Origin of the sequence: Aquitalea aquatica (assembly GCF_013911085.1) — a bacterium.
In the GTDB taxonomy this organism is placed as follows: Bacteria; Pseudomonadota; Gammaproteobacteria; order Burkholderiales; family Chromobacteriaceae; genus Aquitalea; species Aquitalea aquatica.
This window is the reverse complement of sequence record NZ_JACERN010000023.1, coordinates 91,829-109,199: the sequence shown is the minus strand read 5'-3', so window position 1 is coordinate 109,199 and position 17,371 is coordinate 91,829. Positions and strand designations below refer to the sequence as shown.

Sequence of the window (17,371 nt, the reverse complement as noted above, 5' to 3'; positions counted from 1 at the left end):
CGATGGCAGGGCAATAACGCTGATGACGTGATTTCTGCACAGAGAATGCCCCAGTCAAGGCGCGCCGACGCAGACAGTACACGGAGTACGGCAAGGAGGCGCAACGCTGGATCGGGCATTCTCTACCCGGCTTATTTCAGCATCGGCAGATCCAGGCCCTGCTCGCGAGCGCAGTTCTTGGCGATGTCGTAGCCCGCATCGGCATGACGCATCACGCCAGTACCCGGGTCGTTGCGCAGTACGCGGCCCACGCGCTTGGCGGCTGCGTCGCTGCCGTCACACACGATCACCACGCCGGAGTGCTGTGAGAAGCCCATGCCCACACCACCGCCATGGTGCAAGGACACCCAGGTGGCACCGCCAGCGGTGTTCAGCAGGGCATTGAGCAGCGGCCAGTCGGACACGGCATCCGAGCCATCCAGCATGGATTCGGTTTCGCGGTTGGGCGAAGCCACCGAACCGGAGTCCAGATGGTCGCGGCCAATCACGATCGGTGCCTTGAGCTCGCCATTCTTCACCATTTCGTTGAAGGCCGCACCCAGACGAGCGCGATCTTTCAGGCCCACCCAGCAGATACGTGCCGGCAAGCCCTGGAAGCTGATGCGTTCACGCGCCATGTCCAGCCAGTTGTGCAGGTGCGGATCATCCGGGATCAGCTCTTTTACCTTGGCGTCGGTCTTGTAGATGTCTTCCGGGTCGCCGGACAGGGCCACCCAGCGGAAGGGGCCGATGCCTTCGCAGAACAGCGGGCGTACATAGGCCGGGACAAAGCCGGGGAAGTCGAAGGCATTCTGTACGCCCTCTTCCAGCGCCATCTGGCGGATGTTGTTGCCGTAGTCCAGCGTGGCGGCGCCGCGCTCCTGCAGGGTCAGCATGGCGCGTACTTGCACCGCCATGGATTTCTTGGCGGCTGCAGTGATTTCAGCGGCGCTGTTTTGCTGCTTGGCACGCCACTCTTCCACCGTCCAGCCTTGCGGCAGGTAGCCGTGCACCGGGTCGTGGGCGGAGGTCTGGTCGGTCACCACATCCGGGGTGATGCCACGGTTCACCAGCTCGGTGAATACGTCGGCGGCATTACCCAGCAGGCCCACCGATACGGCCTTGCCGCTGTGCTTGGCGTCTTCGATGATGGCCAGCGCCTCGTCAAGCGATGTGGCCTTGCGGTCGACATAACGGGTTTTCAGGCGGAAATCGATGCGGCTTTCGTCACACTCAACGGCCAGCATGCTGAAGCCGGCCATGGTGGCGGCCAGCGGCTGTGCACCACCCATGCCACCCAGACCACCGGTCAGAATCCAGCGGCCTTGCGCCTTGCCGTCGAAATGCTGGCGGGCGACGGCAACGAATGTCTCATAAGTGCCTTGCACAATGCCTTGCGAGCCGATGTAGATCCAGGAGCCGGCGGTCATCTGGCCGTACATCATCAGGCCCTTTTTATCCAGCTCGTTGAAGTGTTCCCAATTGGCCCAATGCGGCACCAGGTTGGAGTTGGCGATCAGCACGCGCGGCGCGTCGGCATGGGTGGTGAACACACCCACCGGCTTGCCGGACTGGATCAGCAGGGTCTGGTCGTCTTCCAGACGCTTGAGCACGTCCAGAATGGTGTCGTAGCACTCCCAGTTGCGGGCAGCGCGGCCAATGCCGCCATACACCACCAGGCTTTGCGGATGCTCGGCCACTTCGGCGTCCAGATTGTTCTGGATCATGCGGTAGACGGCTTCGGTCAGCCAGCTCTTGCAGGAGAGCTCGGTGCCGCGCGGGGCGCGGATGACGCGAGTCGGGTCGAAACGGCTGTCTTGTTGTGATGCGCTCATGGGTTGTCTCCTTGGTACTGCCATGTTGTCGGGCAACTGCCCTGAATTCCTTACCGAGAACCACTAACAAAATCTCGTAGAGCACCCGGGCCAAGGCGCGCCGCCGCAGACAGTACAGCTAGTACGGCAAGGCGGCGCAACGCTGGAGCGGGGGTTTTGTTAGCGGTTCTTACTGCGAGGCCAGATGACGGGTAATACTCCACGCCAGCCGGGCCGCCGTCTTCGCGCCGTGGCTGTCGATATCGAATTGCGGGTTCAGCTCTACCAGGTCCGCCCCGGCCAGCTTGCCGCTGGCGGCAATGGCGCTGACCAGCGCTTCCACCACCGGCAGTTCCACGCCCATGGCGGCAGGGGCGGATACGGCAGGCATCACGCTGGCAGGCAGCACATCCAGGTCGATGGTGAGATAGACGATGTCCACCTGGTCGATGAAGTCCTGCACAGTACGCTGCGCATTGGCCAGGCCCGCCTGGCCCAGCGCGCTGTCCAGCAGCCACTGCACGCCCAGCTGCCCGGCGCGGGCAAACAGCGCCTGGGTATTGGATGGCTCGGCCACCCCCAGGCACAGGTAATGGAAGGGGTGGCCGGCACTGCTACAATCGGCGGCAATCTGCGCAAACGGCGTGCCGGAGGTGGCCTCGGCCGCCTCGCGGATATCAAAATGGGCATCGAAATTGATGATGCCGATTACCTTGTCCGGATGCGCTGCGGCAAGGCCGCGCCAGGTGCCGTAAGCGGTTTCGTGGCCACCACCCAGCACCAGCGGGAAATGCCCGGCACGCGCCAGTTGTTCCACTGCAGCAGCCAGCCGCAGGTGGGCGGCGTCCAGATCGCCATCGGCACAGGCTACATCGCCCATATCGCACAATGGCCGGTCCTGATGCCAGGCCAGATTGGCCAGCGCCTTGCGGATGACCACGGGCGCAGCCGCCGCACCGACACGGCCCTGATTGCGCCGCACGCCTTCATCACAGGCAAAGCCGACAATGCCGATGCCGCCCGGCAGGCCAGTGGCAAACGGCGTGGCCAGCTGGTGCCAGCGGCGGGCCAGTTCGCCTTCGCCGGCATCGATGCGGCCGCTCCACAACTTCATATCCGGGTTCATCTTGCGTTTTCCTTGAGCGGACGCTGACCGTGGAATACCCGTTCAGCCAGCAGATTGACGCCGAGTCCATAGACGATTTCGGCAGGGTGATCGATATCCCACAGCAGCAGGTCGGCCATGCAGCCCACCGCCAGCCGGCCATGGCTGTGGCCTCGGCCCAGCGCCTGGGCGGCATGGCGGGTGGTACCGGCCATGGCCTCTTCCGGGGTCAGGCCGAACAACACGCAGGCTTGGTTCATCGCCAGCCGGATGGAGGCAAACGGGCTGGTGCCGGGGTTAAGGTCGGTGGATACGGCCATCAGTACGCCGGCTGCACGCAGCAACTCGACTGGCGGTTTCTGTGTTTCGCGCAGGAAATAAAATGCGCCGGGCAGCAGCACCGCCACGGTGCCGGCCACGCGCATGGCGTCCACTCCGGCCTCATCCAGGTATTCGATATGGTCGGCGGACAAGCCACCGAATTCGGCCACCAGCGCTGCACCATGCAGATTGGACAACTGCTCGACATGGCCCTTTACCCGCAGGCCGTATTGCTGCGCGGCTTCGAATACGCGGCGGGTTTGCGCCGGGGAAAAACCCACGCCTTCGCAGAACACATCCACCGCCTCGGCCAGTTGTTCCACTGCCACGGCGGGCAGAATGTCGCGGATGACATGCTCGATATAGCCATCCGCATTGCCGGCAAATTCCGGCGGCAGTGCATGGGCGGACAGCAAGGTGGGCGATACCTCCACCGGCTGGCTGGCCGCCAGTTGCCGGGCCACGCGCAGCTGCTTCAGCTCATCTGCCAGGTTCAGGCCATAGCCGGATTTCATTTCGACCGTGGTCACCCCTTCGGCCATCAGCGCCTGCAGGCGCGGCAGGCTGGCGGCCGCCAGCTGTGCCTCGTCCAGCTCGCGGGTGGCACGCACGGTGGAGACAATGCCACCACCTTCGGCGGCGATCTGCTGGTAAGGCACACCTTGCAGCCGCTTTTCCCACTCGGCAGCGCGGTTGCCGCCATACACCAGATGGGTGTGGCAATCGATGAAGCCGGGGGTGATCCAGCGGCCGGCCACATCCACCACCTCGCCATCAAAGCTGGCCGGGTTCAGTTGCTGCTGCGGCAGGATGGCGGCAATACGGCCAGCTTCCACCACCAAGGCGTGGCCATGCAGGGCGCCATAGGGGGCGGCATGCTGCGTGTCCATGGTGGCCAGCCGGGCATTGAGCCACAGGCTGCGCGGGCTATCGTGAGTGGGGGTCATGTCTGCTCCTGATTTGTATATACAAATAAACCGTATACGAAGTCATGTCAACAACAACCTTAAGCATCACTCAGATAAATATCATGCAAATAATCAATAAATTCAATGATTTGAAAAAATAAAAAAGGGAGCCAGCGGCTCCCTTTGTGCATCATAAATCCAACAGTATTTGTATAGTCAATTGTTGGCAGCGGTGTGAATCAGCTATCCACCCAGTTCACCCAACCGTAATGCCAGGTCAGCAACACAATGATGCCGAACACGATGCGGTACCAGGCAAACACCATGAAGCTGTGGCTGGAAATGAAGCGTAGCAGCCAGCGCACGCAGAAAAAGGCTGAGATAAAGGAAAACAGCAGACCCACCGCCCAGATACCCAGATCATCGGCAACCAGCAGTGCCCGGTCTTTATAGAGGGAATACAACGAGGCGATGATCAGCGTGGGAATGGCCAGGAAGAAGGAGAACTCGGTGGCTGCCTTGCGCGACAGGCCGAACAGCATGCCGCCGATAATGGTGGCACCGGAGCGTGAAGTGCCCGGCACCAGAGCGAAAGCCTGGGCACAACCCACCTTCAGCGCATCCAGCGGCGTCATTTCTTCTACTGTCTGTACGCGGATGCTGTGCTGGCGGCGCTCGGCCCACATGATGACCAGCGCACCGATGATGAACATGCTGGCCACCACCGGCGCATTGAACAGATGGGCCTTGATGGCCTTGCTGAACAGAAAGCCCAGGGCTGCCGCCGGACAGAAGGCAATGGCCAGGTTGAGGAGGAAGCGCTGTGCGGCCCGGTCATGTCTGGCTCCGGCCAGCACGGCAGTGATGCGGGCACGGTATTCCCAGATCACCGCCAGGATGGCGCCGGACTGGATGACGATTTCGAACAGCTTGCCGCGCTCGTCGTTGAACTTGAGCAACTCACCGGCCAGGATCAGGTGGCCGGTGGAGGAAATGGGCAGAAACTCGGTCAGCCCCTCGACGATGCCGAGGATGGCCGCCTTGAGCAGAAGCAGGGTGTCCATGATGTTTTAGTCGGTGTTGGTGGTTGGGAAAATTCGGAGTGTCGGGATGCGCTGACAGCATAGCCGAACTGGATGACAGAATCACGGCACCGGGCCGGCGCAATGCCGTGCAAGCCAGCGGGCTGGCCGGCGACACCGGCAGTTTATTTCTTGACCCGGCTTTGCGAGCGCAGCTTGTAGCGGCCGCCAGGATGGACCAGCCGGGCAAACGTGACCAGATTCTTGTAAGACCAGGTGCGCCGCAGCACCAGCAGGCAGGGTTCACTGGCGGTGATGCCCAGCATGGCCAGTTCGCGCGCATCCGGCAACACTGCCTCGACCGTGTGTTCGATATCGGTCAGCGGGCAGCTCTCCATCAGGTATTCATTGGGCGTGCGCCGGCTGAAGTCCTGCAGGATATAGTCCGGTGCCCAGGCCGGATTGACGTAACGGTCTTCCAGCTGGATGGGCAGGCCGTCTTCGCGGTGCACCAGAATCGAATGGAACACTGGTGTGCCCACCTTTACTCCCAGTTGCAGGGCAATTTCCTCGCCGGCAGAGATGGTTTCCAGCTGATGTACGTCGGCCGTGTGGGTATGGCCACGCGCCTCCACTTCCGCGGCGATATTGTTGATGTCCAGCAGCGGCGATTCCGCCTTGCGTTCGGCCACGTAAGTGCCATCACCGGCAAAGCGCAGCAGGATGCCAGCTTCGGCCAGATCGCGTACCGCCTTGTTCACCGTCATGCGCGACACGGAAAACTGTCTGGCCAGCTCCAGTTCCGGCGGTATCTTGTTACCCGGCAGGAATTCCTTCTTGCGAATGCCTTCCAGAATGTATTCCTTGATGCGCAGATAGCGCGGTTGAGCTGTGGCAGACACCTTGTATTCCATGAAGTCGGGGGGATGATGAATTCTAGACTGCGGCGGCAGGGCAAAGACTGATCCAGCGCAGACCACCGTGCGCTAGCATGCCCTGTTCCCACCGCCCTGACCAGAGCATTGCCCTGCGTTGCTTACCCTCAGCCACAGATCAAGGCCCACCATTGCGCTATGATCATCCCATTTTCCTGCCAACGAGAAGCCACATGGCCATGAACCTGCCTTCCGGCGCCCGGCTGATAGCCCTGGGCAACGATGTCACCCTGCTGCAACTGGACAGCGGTAGCTGCAGCGCCACCCTGTCCTTGCTGGGTGGCCAGTTGCTGGCATTCCAACCCTATGGTCAGCAACCCTGGTTATATATGTCGCCGCAAGCCGTATTGCAGCCCGGCCGTGCCATTCGAGGCGGCGTGCCCGTGTGCTGGCCGTGGTTTGGCCCGCACCCCATGGATGGCACAGCCCCGGCCCATGGCGTGGCCAGACAGCAAAACTGGAACTTGCTGGCCGTGCTGCGCGAAGGCGATGCGTTTCACGTGAAACTGCAGGGGCCAGACTGGCAGGGCCTGAGTGTCGTCCTGGAGTACACCCTGTCCGAGCACATCGACATCAGCCTGCACACCCGCAACGACAGCGCGCAGGAGCAAAGCTTCAGCGCGGCCCTGCACAGCTATCTGGCGGTCAGCGACAGCCGGCGTATCCGCCTGCACGGGCTGGAAGAGGCGGTGTGCGAAGACAAGGTCGGCCGTCGTTACAGCCGGCTGCCGCCGCAGCCGCTGCAATTGCAAGGCGAGTTCGATGCCATCGTCTACAGCGAAGACGATGTGCTGCTGGAAGACCCGCAATGGCAACGCCGCCTGCGCATCAGCCGCAGCGGATCGGCCAGCGTGGTGGTATGGAACCCGTGGCAGGACAAGGCAGCAAGCCTTGCCGACCTGCCGGATGACGGCTGGCAGGATTTTGTCTGCATCGAAGCGGCCAATGCTGGCGAAGACAGCCGCCTGCTGGCTGCTGGGGCCAGCCACAGCCTGTGCTGCCGGCTGAGCCTGGCGTGAGCAGCCCGCGCATGATCAGCGGCCCTTGCCTGTCCGCCACCCTGGCGGACAGGGTATACTGCACGCCATCCCGCCAGCACGGCGTCGCAGTGGACAGCTTGTAAATGGCCAGACAGAACACGATTTCCAGTTATCTCCCGGTAACCTTTCCCAATGGCAACCGGGTACGCCGCTTTGGCAAGCATTGCCCGCACTGCCATGCCATGGTGGGTTGCGAACACATGGCCGGCCTGGCCAGCCTGCAGCAGGACAAGCTGTTTCTAGCAGCCCAGGGTACCTGCCCTGCCTGTCAGCACCGCTTCCCCATTGCCTGCGTCATCACCGACGACAAGCGGGTGCACCGCGTACTGCTGCCCTTGTGGGTCTATCGCATGTGGCTGCAAATGGCCACCCGCAACACGCCACAGCCGGTCGCCCAGGCCAACTGGGAAGTACAGGAAGAAAACACCGCCCCGGCACAGCAGGGCATTCTGCTGACGGATGCCGAGGTAGCAGCACGCTCGCCAGAGATTCTTGGCCGCTTTCAGGACCAGCCGATCAGTGCCTGGATCGAATACCAGGACCGGCGCTTCGTGTTTGAACGTGCAGCACCGCCGGGGCAGTTTGTTCTGGGTGAGCAGGAAGTGCTGCTGGCAGGCAAGCTGATTTACCGTCAGCAGGAAATCACCACTACGGCTTGAGCAAGGTAGCGCTCTGCCCGATACATCCAGCCCGGTACTGCCGGGCTTTTTGTTGCTTCACCAATCAGTAACCAGGAGCAGTGACTGCCACGACGCCGCCCCACTCCCCGTGGCGCGCGCCGTCTAGGGTGGGTTGGGCAAGGTTTTAAGCCGCCGCCATGTCTGAGCTATTCGACGCTAGCGAATGGCGAGTTCGGCGGCGCCTTGCCCGGCCCACAGCAGACGGGGGTTTCGCACAACCCGGGGTCGCCTAGGGGTGCAGGGGAGCTGGCGAGGCAGCTCCCCTGCCTGCTCGGCGGGCAGCCCCGCCATGTAAACATCACCGCGAAGCGGCTCAAAGGCTTGCTCTGACTGGCGCTGAGTACGGACAGGCAGAACTCAGATACAGTAATCCCCCCACACCGCCTGTACTGCCGCCACAGCCGCCAATGCAGCTGTTTCAGTACGCAGAATGCGCGGCCCGAGCTTTAGCGGCGTCCAGCCCGCGTCCAGCGCAGCAGCCTCCTCGCGCGCGGAATAACCACCCTCTGGCCCCGCCATCAGCCAGGCACGCTTTGGTGCGCTGGCGATATCGGCCAGTTTCCGGCTGCCCAGCGGCGACAGGATCAGCCGGGCATCGGCATCCGGCTGCTGCTGCAGCCATTCATTGAGGCTGAGAATGGGCAACACCTGCGGCAGGGTATTGCGACCGCACTGCTCGCAAGCCGACTGCACGATTTCCTGCCAGCGCTGCACCCGCTTGTCGGCACGGTCGCCGGACAGCTTCACCACCGAGCGTTCGGCCGCAATCGGCTGAAACAGCGACACGCCCATCTCCACGCCCTTTTGCAGGGTGAACTCCATGCGGTCGCCGCTGGAAATGGCCTGCGCCAGCCCCAGCCATACCGGTGACTCGCGGCTGATGTCGTCAAACTGGCTGATCTGGCATTCGGCCGAGCGTTTTTGCACGGCTAACAGGCTGGCCTGATATTCGCCCCCCTGCCCGTTGAACAGGGTCAGGCTGTCGCCTTCCTTCAGGCGCAGCACCTGGATATGGCGCACGACAGCATCAGGCAGCGACAGGGTTTGCCCCGCCGCCAGCGGTGTTTCGATAAAAAACCTTGGCATGGCGTATTGAAAGTCCGTGGTGATAACGGTATTTTGCTTTGTTTGCTGCAGTTGCAACAACCCATCTTTAGCAAGTGGCAGAAATGACGGCATATATGCTGCGCCGTCATTGCTTCGGGCTGCGTCACTTGCTTCAGCATCGTCTTGCCAATTCTGCTAAACAGCTTGGACAAGACGACAATCTTGCCGCAGGCAGTGTTGCCGGCGGCCATGCAGTCTACCTTACAGACAGAGCCGGCCAAATGGCCGTGGCTGTCGTTTCTGCCAGCCACCGGGGTAGCCGGGCCAGCAGAATACCCAGGAGAACACAATGCAGGTGGTTGAACAGGTGATGCAGGTTGTCCGTGACGTGGCGCGCCAGGAGGTGATGCCGCGCTTTTTGCGTGTGGGTAAAACACGCAAGGACGACGGCTCGCTGTTCACCGAGGCCGACATGGCCTGCCAGCAGGCACTGGGAGAAAAGCTGCCGGTCGTGCTGCCCCACCCGGTACTGGGCGAGGAAATGACGCGTGAAGAACAGGACGCATTATGGCAGGGCAATCCTGACGGCCTGTGGGTGGTGGACCCTATCGATGGCACCACCAATTTCGTCAACGGCCTGCCCTACTTTGCCATTTCCGTAGCGCTGATGGTGCGTGGCGTCAGCGAACTGGGGGTGATCTACAACCCGGTGTCCGACGAAATGTTCTATGCCCGCCGTGGCCAGGGAGCCTGGCTCAACGGCCGACGCCTGCCGCTGAAAACCACCCGTAACAGCATGGGTGACGCCATTGCCGCCGTGGAAGTGAAATACCTGCGTTCCGGCAAGCTGGCCGCCCGCATGAGCAGCGTCGCCCCCTTTGGCAGCCAGCGCAGCATGGGCTCCAGTACGCTGGACTGGTGCTTTCTGGCAGCCGGCCGTTACGACCTCTACCTGCACGGCGGCCAGCGCTTGTGGGACTACGCCGCCGGCGCGGTCATCCTGGAAGAAGCCGGCGGCCGGCTGGCCAGCCTGAACACGGATGACTACTGGAGCGATATGGTGTGGAAGCGTTCGGTGATTGCCGCCATCGACCCGGAACTGTACGGCCACTGGTACCGCTGGGTGCGCGCCAACCAGTAGACACAGGCATGCCCGCAAAGCAAACGGCCCCATGGGGGCCGTTTTTCATTCAGATGCATCACACAAAAATCAGTAGTTTTCCGGGCAGAAATGCCGCTCTACCAGCTCGATCAGGATATGCAGCACCTTGATGTGCAGTTCCTGCACGCGGTCGGCATACTGGCCGCCCGGGGTGTTGACGTAGACATCCGCCAACGGCTCCAGCCGGGTGGCGGTACGGCCGGTGAGGATAATCACCTTCATGCCCAGCTCACGCGCCACCGTCGCCGCATTGACAATGGTCTGGCTGTTACCGCTGGTGCTGATGCCGATCAGCACGTCGCCGGCACGGCCATGGCTTTCCAGATAGCGCGAAAACACATGCTCGTAGCCGAAGTCGTTGGCCACGCAGCTCATGTGGCTGGGGTCGGAAATGGCGATGGCCGCCATGCCGCGGCGGTTGTTGCGGTAGCGGCCGGTCAGCTCTTCGGCAAAATGCATGGCGTCGCACATGGAGCCACCATTGCCGCAGGAGAAGATACGACCACCGGCAGCAAGGCTGGTTATCAGTTGCTGCGCGGCCGCTTCGATGCTGGCCAGTGCCTGGGGATTGGCCAGCAGATTGTTCAAAGCAGTTTGCGCTTCAGTCAGGCTGGACTGGATATGGGAAATCATCGGCGATCCGTCATGCGTGCGGGCAACGGCACCGCGCCATTGCCATCAGTAAACAGGGCTGGCATTGCGGCCAGCCCCCTCATCATACCCTGCCCCTTCTGTTGCTGGTATTGGCGGGCAGGTAAATTTCAGCGCAACACGATCAGCGCCGTTCCGGCACAGCTGAGCAGGGCCCCCAGCCAGGCAATCAGCGGTGGTGGCTGTTTCTGCACCAGCCACAACATGGGCAGGATCAGCACCGGACTGAGCGCCGACAACATGCCCACCGTGGCCACATTGGCATGCTGCAAGGCCAGCATGATCAGCGTCATGCCCAGACCCAGCGCCACCAGGCCATTGAGCGCCGTCTGCCCCAGCATGCGCGGGGTATAAGCGCCACGGCTCCTCGCCAGAGACAGGCCGCCCAGCAACAAAAGATAGTGCGCGGCACAGGCAATACCCATGCGCAGGGCCGAGGCGGTGACTGGCTCCAGTCCGGCGGCAATGGCCGGCTTGGCAAAGAATGTCCCCATGGCCTGGCACAGGGCGGCCAGCATGCCCAGCAACACGCCGGCCTTCAGATGGGCCGGATGCTCCCAGGCATGGGCATCTGCGCTACGCCGGCCAAAGGCCACGGCCAGCAACACGCCGCCAAACACCATGCTGCTGCCAACAAAGGCTGGCAGGCTGAGTTTTTCCTGCAGGAACAAGATGCCCAGCACCACGGAAAATACCGAATGTGTGGCAAACAACAGGCCGGCACGGCGTGGCCCCAGCCGGTTCATCGCGGAAAAATAAATGGTGTCGCCCAGGAAAATGCCGGTCAGGCCGGACAGCAAGGCCGGCCACAGATTGCTGGCATTGATGCTGTGCCAGCCTCCGGAAAGCAGGCTGATGCCGCCCAGCAGTACGGTAAGCAGGCTCAAACGCAAGCGGGTAAAGGCAAAGGGGCCGAAATGGCGTGAAGGGCCAGCACCGAGAATGCCACCCCACGCCCAGCAAGCTGCCGCACCGATGGCGGCCAGGTCATACCACATAATATCCAGTCTGCCCGTCCGGGTAGGCCGGGCGGATGATCATGACGAAGCCTGCCAGCTTACCTGTCAGGCGGCCATTCCGGCCAGCACGGCAGATTGTCTACCTCCAGCCAGGGCCGGGCATGGCTGGACCAGATATGCTGGCTGGCCTGCTGTGCTGGTGCCTCGTCCAGTGTGGCAACGCGCAAGATGACATAGGGGCTGCCCTCGCGCTCGGCCAGCAGATGGCTGCCACATTGCCGGCAAAAATGGCGCAGCTTGCCAGGCGAGGACGCAAAACTGCCCAGCTGCGCCTGCCCGCGCAGCCAGCGAAAATGCTGGCGCAGCACCCCGGCAGTTGGCACATGGGTAGCCGCATGGGCTTTCTGGCAGGTCAGGCAATGGCAATGGGTGATCGGCAGATCCAGCTGCTCTATTTCATAAGCAATGGCACCGCACAGGCAGCTGCCTAGCATGGAGCATCCTCCAACAAGATGATTTCCACCCGCTCCTTGCCCTTGCCGATGTTCTTGCGCTTGAGCGCTATACGCCCCACCTCACCGGTACGCGCCAGGTGGGTGCCGCCGCAGGGCACGCGGCAATAGCCGGGCACTTCCCAGTAACGGCGCTGCGTGGCCTCATCGGCAAAGGCACTGATGATGGCGCGGTCGGCGTCGATCAGGCCCTGTACCTTGGCGGTGATGGCCGGCAGGTGTGGGGTAATGGCTTCGGGCAGGGCAAAGTCGATGCGTGCCTTGTCAGCCGCGATATGCGCACCGATTTTTTCCACCCCGGCAAAATCGCGGTAAATGGTTTCCAGGGTCAGCTCGGCGGCAAAGTGCAGCCGCATCAGCCGGTAGCGCCGTGGCCAGTCTATCTGCACCGCTACCGCAGCACCGGCCTGCAAGCCATGCTCGGCAGGCAGGGTATACACGATATCCAGCCCCTGTGTGGCCGCCTGTAGCACCGGCCAGCCGCCTATCGTCCCGGCATCGCTCTCCTGCCCACCGGAAAAGGCATAGAAAATGGTGTGCTGCAGCCAGACCTGCTCACCCTCCACCCGCGCCACCGTCGTCGCGAGCGAGCGCTGGTAGGGATCAGTCCAGAACTGTTTGATGGTCATAACAGGCGTGCCAGGTAGTCGACCAGGCTCAGCGGATAGCTGAAGGGCTGGCCCAGCCATTGCTGGTACACCTCGCGATACTCGGCATGCTTGGGCTGCAGCACCAGCGCCTGGGTCAGCGACTGCACGGCGGCATGTGAGTCTGCCAACTGCCATTGCGACATGGCAAGGATGAACCAAGCCTCGTGAATGCGGAAATTGAGCGACAACGCCTGCCGCGCCAGCAAGGCGGCATCCTGATAGCGCTGAGCCTGAAACGCGGCACCCAGCTGGCCGATGCTGTCTTCCAGCGGCGGCAGGGTGTGCTGCTTGCTCAACACCAGGGTATGACCATTGCCGACATTGCTGTCGCTTTCCTCTTGCGCCTCCAGCAGCCAGCTCACTCCCAGGCCCTGCTGGTTAAACCAGTTGAGCGCAGCGAACAGCCCTTGCAGGGTGAATACATGGTAGTGCATACGCCACGGCAGGCCGGGCGACAGGTTTTGCGGCGTCATCTTGTGCTGAAAGGCCTCGATATGGGCCTCCAGTCCGGTGATGGGGCGCACGCTGTCTTCCATCAGTGCGTCGCGCTTGGGCACGATCATGAAACTGATGCCCCCGACACGCAGCACCCGCCCCCACTCCAGCCAGGCACTGAAAATGTCCGGCACATGCTCCAGCACATGCGAACTGGCGACATAGTCCAGCTCAGCATCGGCCAAGGGTAATGCACTGCCGTCGGCAACCAGGTCAACACGCGCCACCCCTTTGCCATAACGCTGCTGCTCGGCGGCATACACCTGATAGTCAATCAGATCCGGCTCGTCCAGGTAACGCACGCCATCGCAGGGGGCCACGCTGATGCAATCGGCCGGGGCCAGCGGATTATGCGCACCCCGTCCCAGCTCAACGCCCTTGCCTTGCAGCCATTGTCTGGCCAGCTCCATAAGCTCTTATCCTTGTGTGCAGGCTGGCGTGTCCACCCCACCGGCCAGTCGCTGATACACCTGTTGATCCAGCCGCTCCATCATGCGCTCGGGCCGCGACAAGGCGGTGAAACCGTATTGCGCATACAGGCCATGCGCATCGGCGGTGGCCAGCAGCATGCGCCGCAGCCCCTGCAAGCCAGGATGGGCCAGGATGTGCTCCAGCAATGCCTTGCTGATGCCGCTCCCGCGCCAGTCCGGCAGCACAAACACATCGGCCAGATAGGCGAAAGTCGCCTGGTCGGTAATCATGCGGGCAAACCCCACCTGCTTGCCAGCGACATATACGCCAAAACACAGCGAGCCGGCCAGCGAGCGCTCAAACACATCACGCGGCAAGCCGGCAGCCCAGTAAGACTCTCCGCTGAGATAGGCGTAAATCATGTCCCGCTCCAGCCGGGCGAGGTCGCAGTCGAATTCCAGTGCAAGCGTGTCAGACATGACAGGGCCTCATGGTGGCAAGGGCAAACAGTATCAGGATATCAGGCGATGCTGGCCGGATAGTGCGCAGCCACCCATTGTTCAAACTGCTGGCACATGGCGGCATCACCCTGGCTGTTATCGGCAATCAGTTCATCACCATGCACCAGACGGATACGGGCATCCAGATCGGCAGCCGCCGGCTCGGGATAGCGGCGGCTGGCGGCAGCGGCCATTTGCTGCCGGGCCTCAGCCCAGGCCTGCTCCACGCTGCGATTGCACTCGTCAGCCAGATAGCGGGCATTGAACGGTTCGCCAGTCAGGCTCTGCAAGGTGGCGTCGTGGCTGATGCTGTTGCCCGGCCCCCAGTAATGCTGGGCCAGCGCGGGGCCGATGGCCGGGTTGTCGGTCAGATAACCGTACTGGCGCAGGAAATGGGCACGGGTCTGATACACCGCCATATTGGCCAGCAAATAGCCGTGATAGGACGCCGCCGACTCCTGGTTCAGCAAATGCGGAATGGCCAGTAGCGGGCGCGGGCTGCAAGCGATGCCCAGAATGCGCTGCTCGCTGCTGCGGGCCAGCTGCAATACCTGTTCGGCGGTCAGCTGTTCATCCGGCAGCTGGTAGAGCGCTGCCTCGAAATAACCCACCAGCAGAATCATCCGCTCCATGAAAGCACGGTAAGGCTGGCTGGCCTCGATGCCGGCATGGATCAGCGCCTCCGGCATGGCCTCGCCCTGGCGGTTCCGTGCATAGCGCGCCAGCCAGTCGGCATCGCCCAGCAGGCTGTCGCAGAACATGGACTGGGTTTCGGCATAGGCCATGGAAGTCGGCGCGAACTCCTGCGAAAAACAGGGGGAGTTCTGGGTCACGTTGGCAAAATGCGCCGCGTGGCCGCCCTCGTGGAACAGGGTGTTGATGGCGCGGTCGCCGCTGCCCACCTGGTCGGGTGTGGCATCAGCGGTGAAATTGACATGGGCCGGCACCCACTGGCCCTGCTCATCGACATAGCAGGGCTGCGGACCATGGCAAAAGCCATTCTGGTATTTGCCCTTGCGCTCGATCAGGTCCAGTTGCAGCAAGGCGCCACGGTACTGTATGCCCAGGCGACGGAAGCTTTCCAGCCAGCGTTCCACCGCTTTGGCAAACGGCAGGTAAGGGTCCATCTGGCGGGTGACATCGCCGCTCATGTGGTGGCGCAGATTCCAGGCTTCCAGCGCATCGGCCCCCTTGTTGCTGGCCAGCTGCTTGAGCGCATTTTCATTGACCTGGCGGGTACGCTGCTCGAAATCATCCAGAATGACAAACAGCGCTTCTGGCGTCATCCGCTCGTTTTTCTGCACCTTGTAGTCGAAATAGTCGCGGTAACCCAGGGCGCGGGCAAAGGCATTGCGCTGGCGCACGATGTCCAGGAAACCATTGTCCAGCACCCATTGCTCCAGCTGCAGCAAGGCATCGTGTGAACTCTGGCGGCAGGCTTCATCCGGATTGGTCCCCATATTGGTCACCAGCATGCTAAGCGTGGCGTCCTCCCACTGGCCGTGCTCATTGCGGTGGCGCAGGCTGTGTGACTGCTTGCGCGCAAACAGCGCCGCCTCCATCTCGATCAGCCCGGCCATCAGCTGGCGGGCCTCGTCATTGTCGATGATGTTGCTTTCAAACAGGGCCAGCCAGCCTTGCAAGCCATGCAGCAAGCCGGCCTGCTCCGCATCCGGTGGCAAAGCCTGGGCGGCGGCCAGCATGGCGCGGGTCTGCTGCAGCCGCTCGGGGCTGGAGATGAAATCCTTGTAGGCAGTTTCGGCACGGCCAAAACCGGCATGGTCGTCGGACATGCCCATATAAGTAGACCAAAACAGCGTCTCCTTGGCGCGATGCACGGCCAGGTATTGCTGATTCAGCTGACGGAAAAAGTCGCGGGGATGTTGCATGTTTCTCCTTTGGCTACGGCCTGTCACTGGCACTTCATGAGCGCCATGGCCGGCAAACTGGCAGTTTCTGCCCGAAGCGCGCCAGGGTCAACGGCTATTGCTCTCCTGCCCGGCATCAGCAAAAAGCCCGGCATAACCGGGCTTGTGCAAACGGGGAGGCATGGTTTTCAGGCTGCGGCGGCGCTGCGCTTTTGCTGACGCATGGATAGCAGGCCTGCAGCCGAATACAGCAGCAAGGCCAGCCAGATCAGGCAGAAGCCCACCAGTTTGGCACTGTCGAACGCCTCGCCGAACACCCACACCCCCAGCGCCAGCTGAATGGTGGGGCCAATGTACTGGATCAGCCCCACGGTAGCCAGCTTCAAGCGGCGCGCGCCAGCAGCAAACAGCAACAGCGGAATGGCCGTGACCACACCAGCCCCCACCAGCAGCACATCGCTACTGATCGCCTCATTCAGGAATGCGCCCTGCCCCTGCCACTGGAACCACAGCAAGGCCGCCAGCGCCAGTGGTGCCATCAGGAAGGTTTCCAGCGCCAGGCCCTCCAGTGAGGCCAGCGGTGCTTTCTTGCGCAACAAGCCATACAGGCCAAAGGTAGCCGCCAGCGACAGGGCAATCAGCGGCACCGTGCCGGTAGCCCAGGTAATCCAGGCTACGCCGACTGCGGCCAAGAGCACGGCGCTACGCTGGATGGGCGTGAGTTTTTCTGCCAGAAACAGCCGTCCCAGCAACACATTGAACAGCGGGTTAATGAAGTAGCCCAGGCTGGCTTCCACCACATGGCCGGCATTGACGGCCCAGATATAAATCAGCCAGTTGAGCGACAACATCAGCGAAGACAGGCCGAAAATGGCCAGTTTTTGCGGCTGGCGCACCGCCTCGCCCAGCCAGGCCCAGTTGTGACGCACAGTGAGGATGCCCGCCACGAACAGGGCTGACCAGACAATGCGATGGCAGAGAATCTGCAGTGCCGGAATATGGTGCAAAGGCTTCCAGTACAGCGGAAACAGGCCCCAGATCAGGAAGGCAATAAAGGTAAACAGCACGCCGCGGGTGGCGTCCTGCCGGGACTGGGCGGAAGACATGACAGACTCGATGCAGAAGGGGTTTAACGGTACAGCTTAACGGCTTGGCAGGCATGAAGAAACCACCGCTCCGATAACATGCTGTTCTGCCATGGAAACAATGCCAGCCAACCGCCCCGCTCACCCATGCTGCACTGGCACAATCGCCGCACTGTCCGGCGCTATGCGTCAATACCTTTGACGTTGACGTAAACGTAAGCTAGAGT

At 62.1% G+C, this 17,371-nt stretch carries 17 protein-coding genes; 3 read left to right on the top strand and 14 right to left on the bottom strand.

Annotated features, from left to right (window positions below; genetic code table 11):
* Positions 1-131: 131 nt before the first annotated feature.
* The 5 genes from hutU to hutC form a co-directional block, all read right to left on the bottom strand.
* Complete coding sequence (hutU, locus tag H2Z84_RS08090) at positions 132-1,814, bottom strand: urocanate hydratase (protein ID WP_181835527.1); 1,683 nt, start codon at positions 1,812-1,814, stop codon at positions 132-134.
* 169 nt (positions 1,815-1,983) lie between these two features.
* The gene (hutG, locus tag H2Z84_RS08085; protein ID WP_181835526.1) at positions 1,984-2,919 is read right to left on the bottom strand and encodes a formimidoylglutamase; all 936 of its coding nucleotides are present in this window, start codon (positions 2,917-2,919) and stop codon (positions 1,984-1,986) included.
* Positions 2,916-4,166 carry an imidazolonepropionase gene (gene hutI, locus H2Z84_RS08080; protein WP_181835525.1) on the bottom strand — a complete coding sequence of 417 codons (1,251 nt, stop codon included), beginning with the start codon at positions 4,164-4,166 and terminating at the stop codon, positions 2,916-2,918. The genes hutG and hutI overlap by 4 nt, the downstream gene beginning before the upstream one ends.
* Positions 4,167-4,366: 200 nt before the next feature.
* Positions 4,367-5,191: an undecaprenyl-diphosphate phosphatase gene (locus H2Z84_RS08075; protein ID WP_181835524.1), complete on the bottom strand. Its 825-nt coding sequence runs from the start codon at positions 5,189-5,191 to the stop codon at positions 4,367-4,369.
* Positions 5,192-5,334: 143 nt separating this feature from the next.
* The gene (hutC, locus tag H2Z84_RS08070) at positions 5,335-6,051 is read right to left on the bottom strand and encodes a histidine utilization transcriptional repressor HutC (protein WP_199730951.1); all 717 of its coding nucleotides are present in this window, start codon (positions 6,049-6,051) and stop codon (positions 5,335-5,337) included.
* 206 nt (positions 6,052-6,257) lie between these two features.
* Here hutC and H2Z84_RS08065 point away from each other — a divergent pair, with 206 nt between their 5' ends.
* Positions 6,258-7,103, top strand: a complete 846-nt coding sequence (locus H2Z84_RS08065) for a D-hexose-6-phosphate mutarotase (protein WP_181835522.1) — start codon at positions 6,258-6,260, stop codon at positions 7,101-7,103.
* 104 nt (positions 7,104-7,207) lie between these two features.
* Entirely contained in the window at positions 7,208-7,783 is a 576-nt protein-coding gene (locus tag H2Z84_RS08060; protein WP_181835521.1) for an Rcat domain-containing protein, read from the top strand.
* A gap of 378 nt (positions 7,784-8,161) precedes the next feature.
* Here H2Z84_RS08060 and H2Z84_RS08055 read toward each other — a convergent pair whose 3' ends face one another.
* Complete coding sequence (locus H2Z84_RS08055) at positions 8,162-8,890, bottom strand: 16S rRNA (uracil(1498)-N(3))-methyltransferase (protein ID WP_181835520.1); 729 nt, start codon at positions 8,888-8,890, stop codon at positions 8,162-8,164.
* Between the two features lie 316 nt (positions 8,891-9,206).
* Here H2Z84_RS08055 and H2Z84_RS08050 point away from each other — a divergent pair, with 316 nt between their 5' ends.
* Entirely contained in the window at positions 9,207-9,992 is a 786-nt protein-coding gene (locus H2Z84_RS08050) for an inositol monophosphatase family protein (protein ID WP_181835613.1), read from the top strand.
* Positions 9,993-10,061: 69 nt separating this feature from the next.
* Here H2Z84_RS08050 and gmhA read toward each other — a convergent pair whose 3' ends face one another.
* The 8 genes from gmhA to rarD all read right to left on the bottom strand — a co-directional run bounded on the left by gmhA (position 10,062) and on the right by rarD (position 17,165).
* Entirely contained in the window at positions 10,062-10,646 is a 585-nt protein-coding gene (gene gmhA / locus H2Z84_RS08045; protein WP_181835519.1) for a D-sedoheptulose 7-phosphate isomerase, read from the bottom strand.
* Between the two features lie 128 nt (positions 10,647-10,774).
* Positions 10,775-11,662 (bottom strand): DMT family transporter, encoded by an 888-nt coding sequence (locus H2Z84_RS08040; RefSeq protein WP_220272738.1) that lies wholly within the window; start codon positions 11,660-11,662, stop codon positions 10,775-10,777.
* A gap of 59 nt (positions 11,663-11,721) precedes the next feature.
* The gene (locus H2Z84_RS08035) at positions 11,722-12,117 is read right to left on the bottom strand and encodes a GFA family protein (protein ID WP_181835518.1); all 396 of its coding nucleotides are present in this window, start codon (positions 12,115-12,117) and stop codon (positions 11,722-11,724) included.
* Positions 12,111-12,764, bottom strand: coding sequence for an alanyl-tRNA editing protein (locus tag H2Z84_RS08030; protein ID WP_181835517.1), 654 nt, complete (start codon positions 12,762-12,764; stop codon positions 12,111-12,113). The genes H2Z84_RS08035 and H2Z84_RS08030 overlap by 7 nt, the downstream gene beginning before the upstream one ends.
* Complete coding sequence (locus H2Z84_RS08025) at positions 12,761-13,690, bottom strand: methyltransferase domain-containing protein (RefSeq protein ID WP_181835516.1); 930 nt, start codon at positions 13,688-13,690, stop codon at positions 12,761-12,763. The genes H2Z84_RS08030 and H2Z84_RS08025 overlap by 4 nt, the downstream gene beginning before the upstream one ends.
* A gap of 6 nt (positions 13,691-13,696) precedes the next feature.
* Positions 13,697-14,170, bottom strand: a complete 474-nt coding sequence (locus H2Z84_RS08020) for a GNAT family N-acetyltransferase (protein WP_181835515.1) — start codon at positions 14,168-14,170, stop codon at positions 13,697-13,699.
* A gap of 41 nt (positions 14,171-14,211) precedes the next feature.
* Positions 14,212-16,080: a M3 family metallopeptidase gene (locus H2Z84_RS08015; protein WP_181835514.1), complete on the bottom strand. Its 1,869-nt coding sequence runs from the start codon at positions 16,078-16,080 to the stop codon at positions 14,212-14,214.
* A gap of 167 nt (positions 16,081-16,247) precedes the next feature.
* Positions 16,248-17,165, bottom strand: a complete 918-nt coding sequence (rarD, locus tag H2Z84_RS08010) for an EamA family transporter RarD (protein WP_181835513.1) — start codon at positions 17,163-17,165, stop codon at positions 16,248-16,250.
* Between the last annotated feature and the right edge of the window lie 206 nt (positions 17,166-17,371).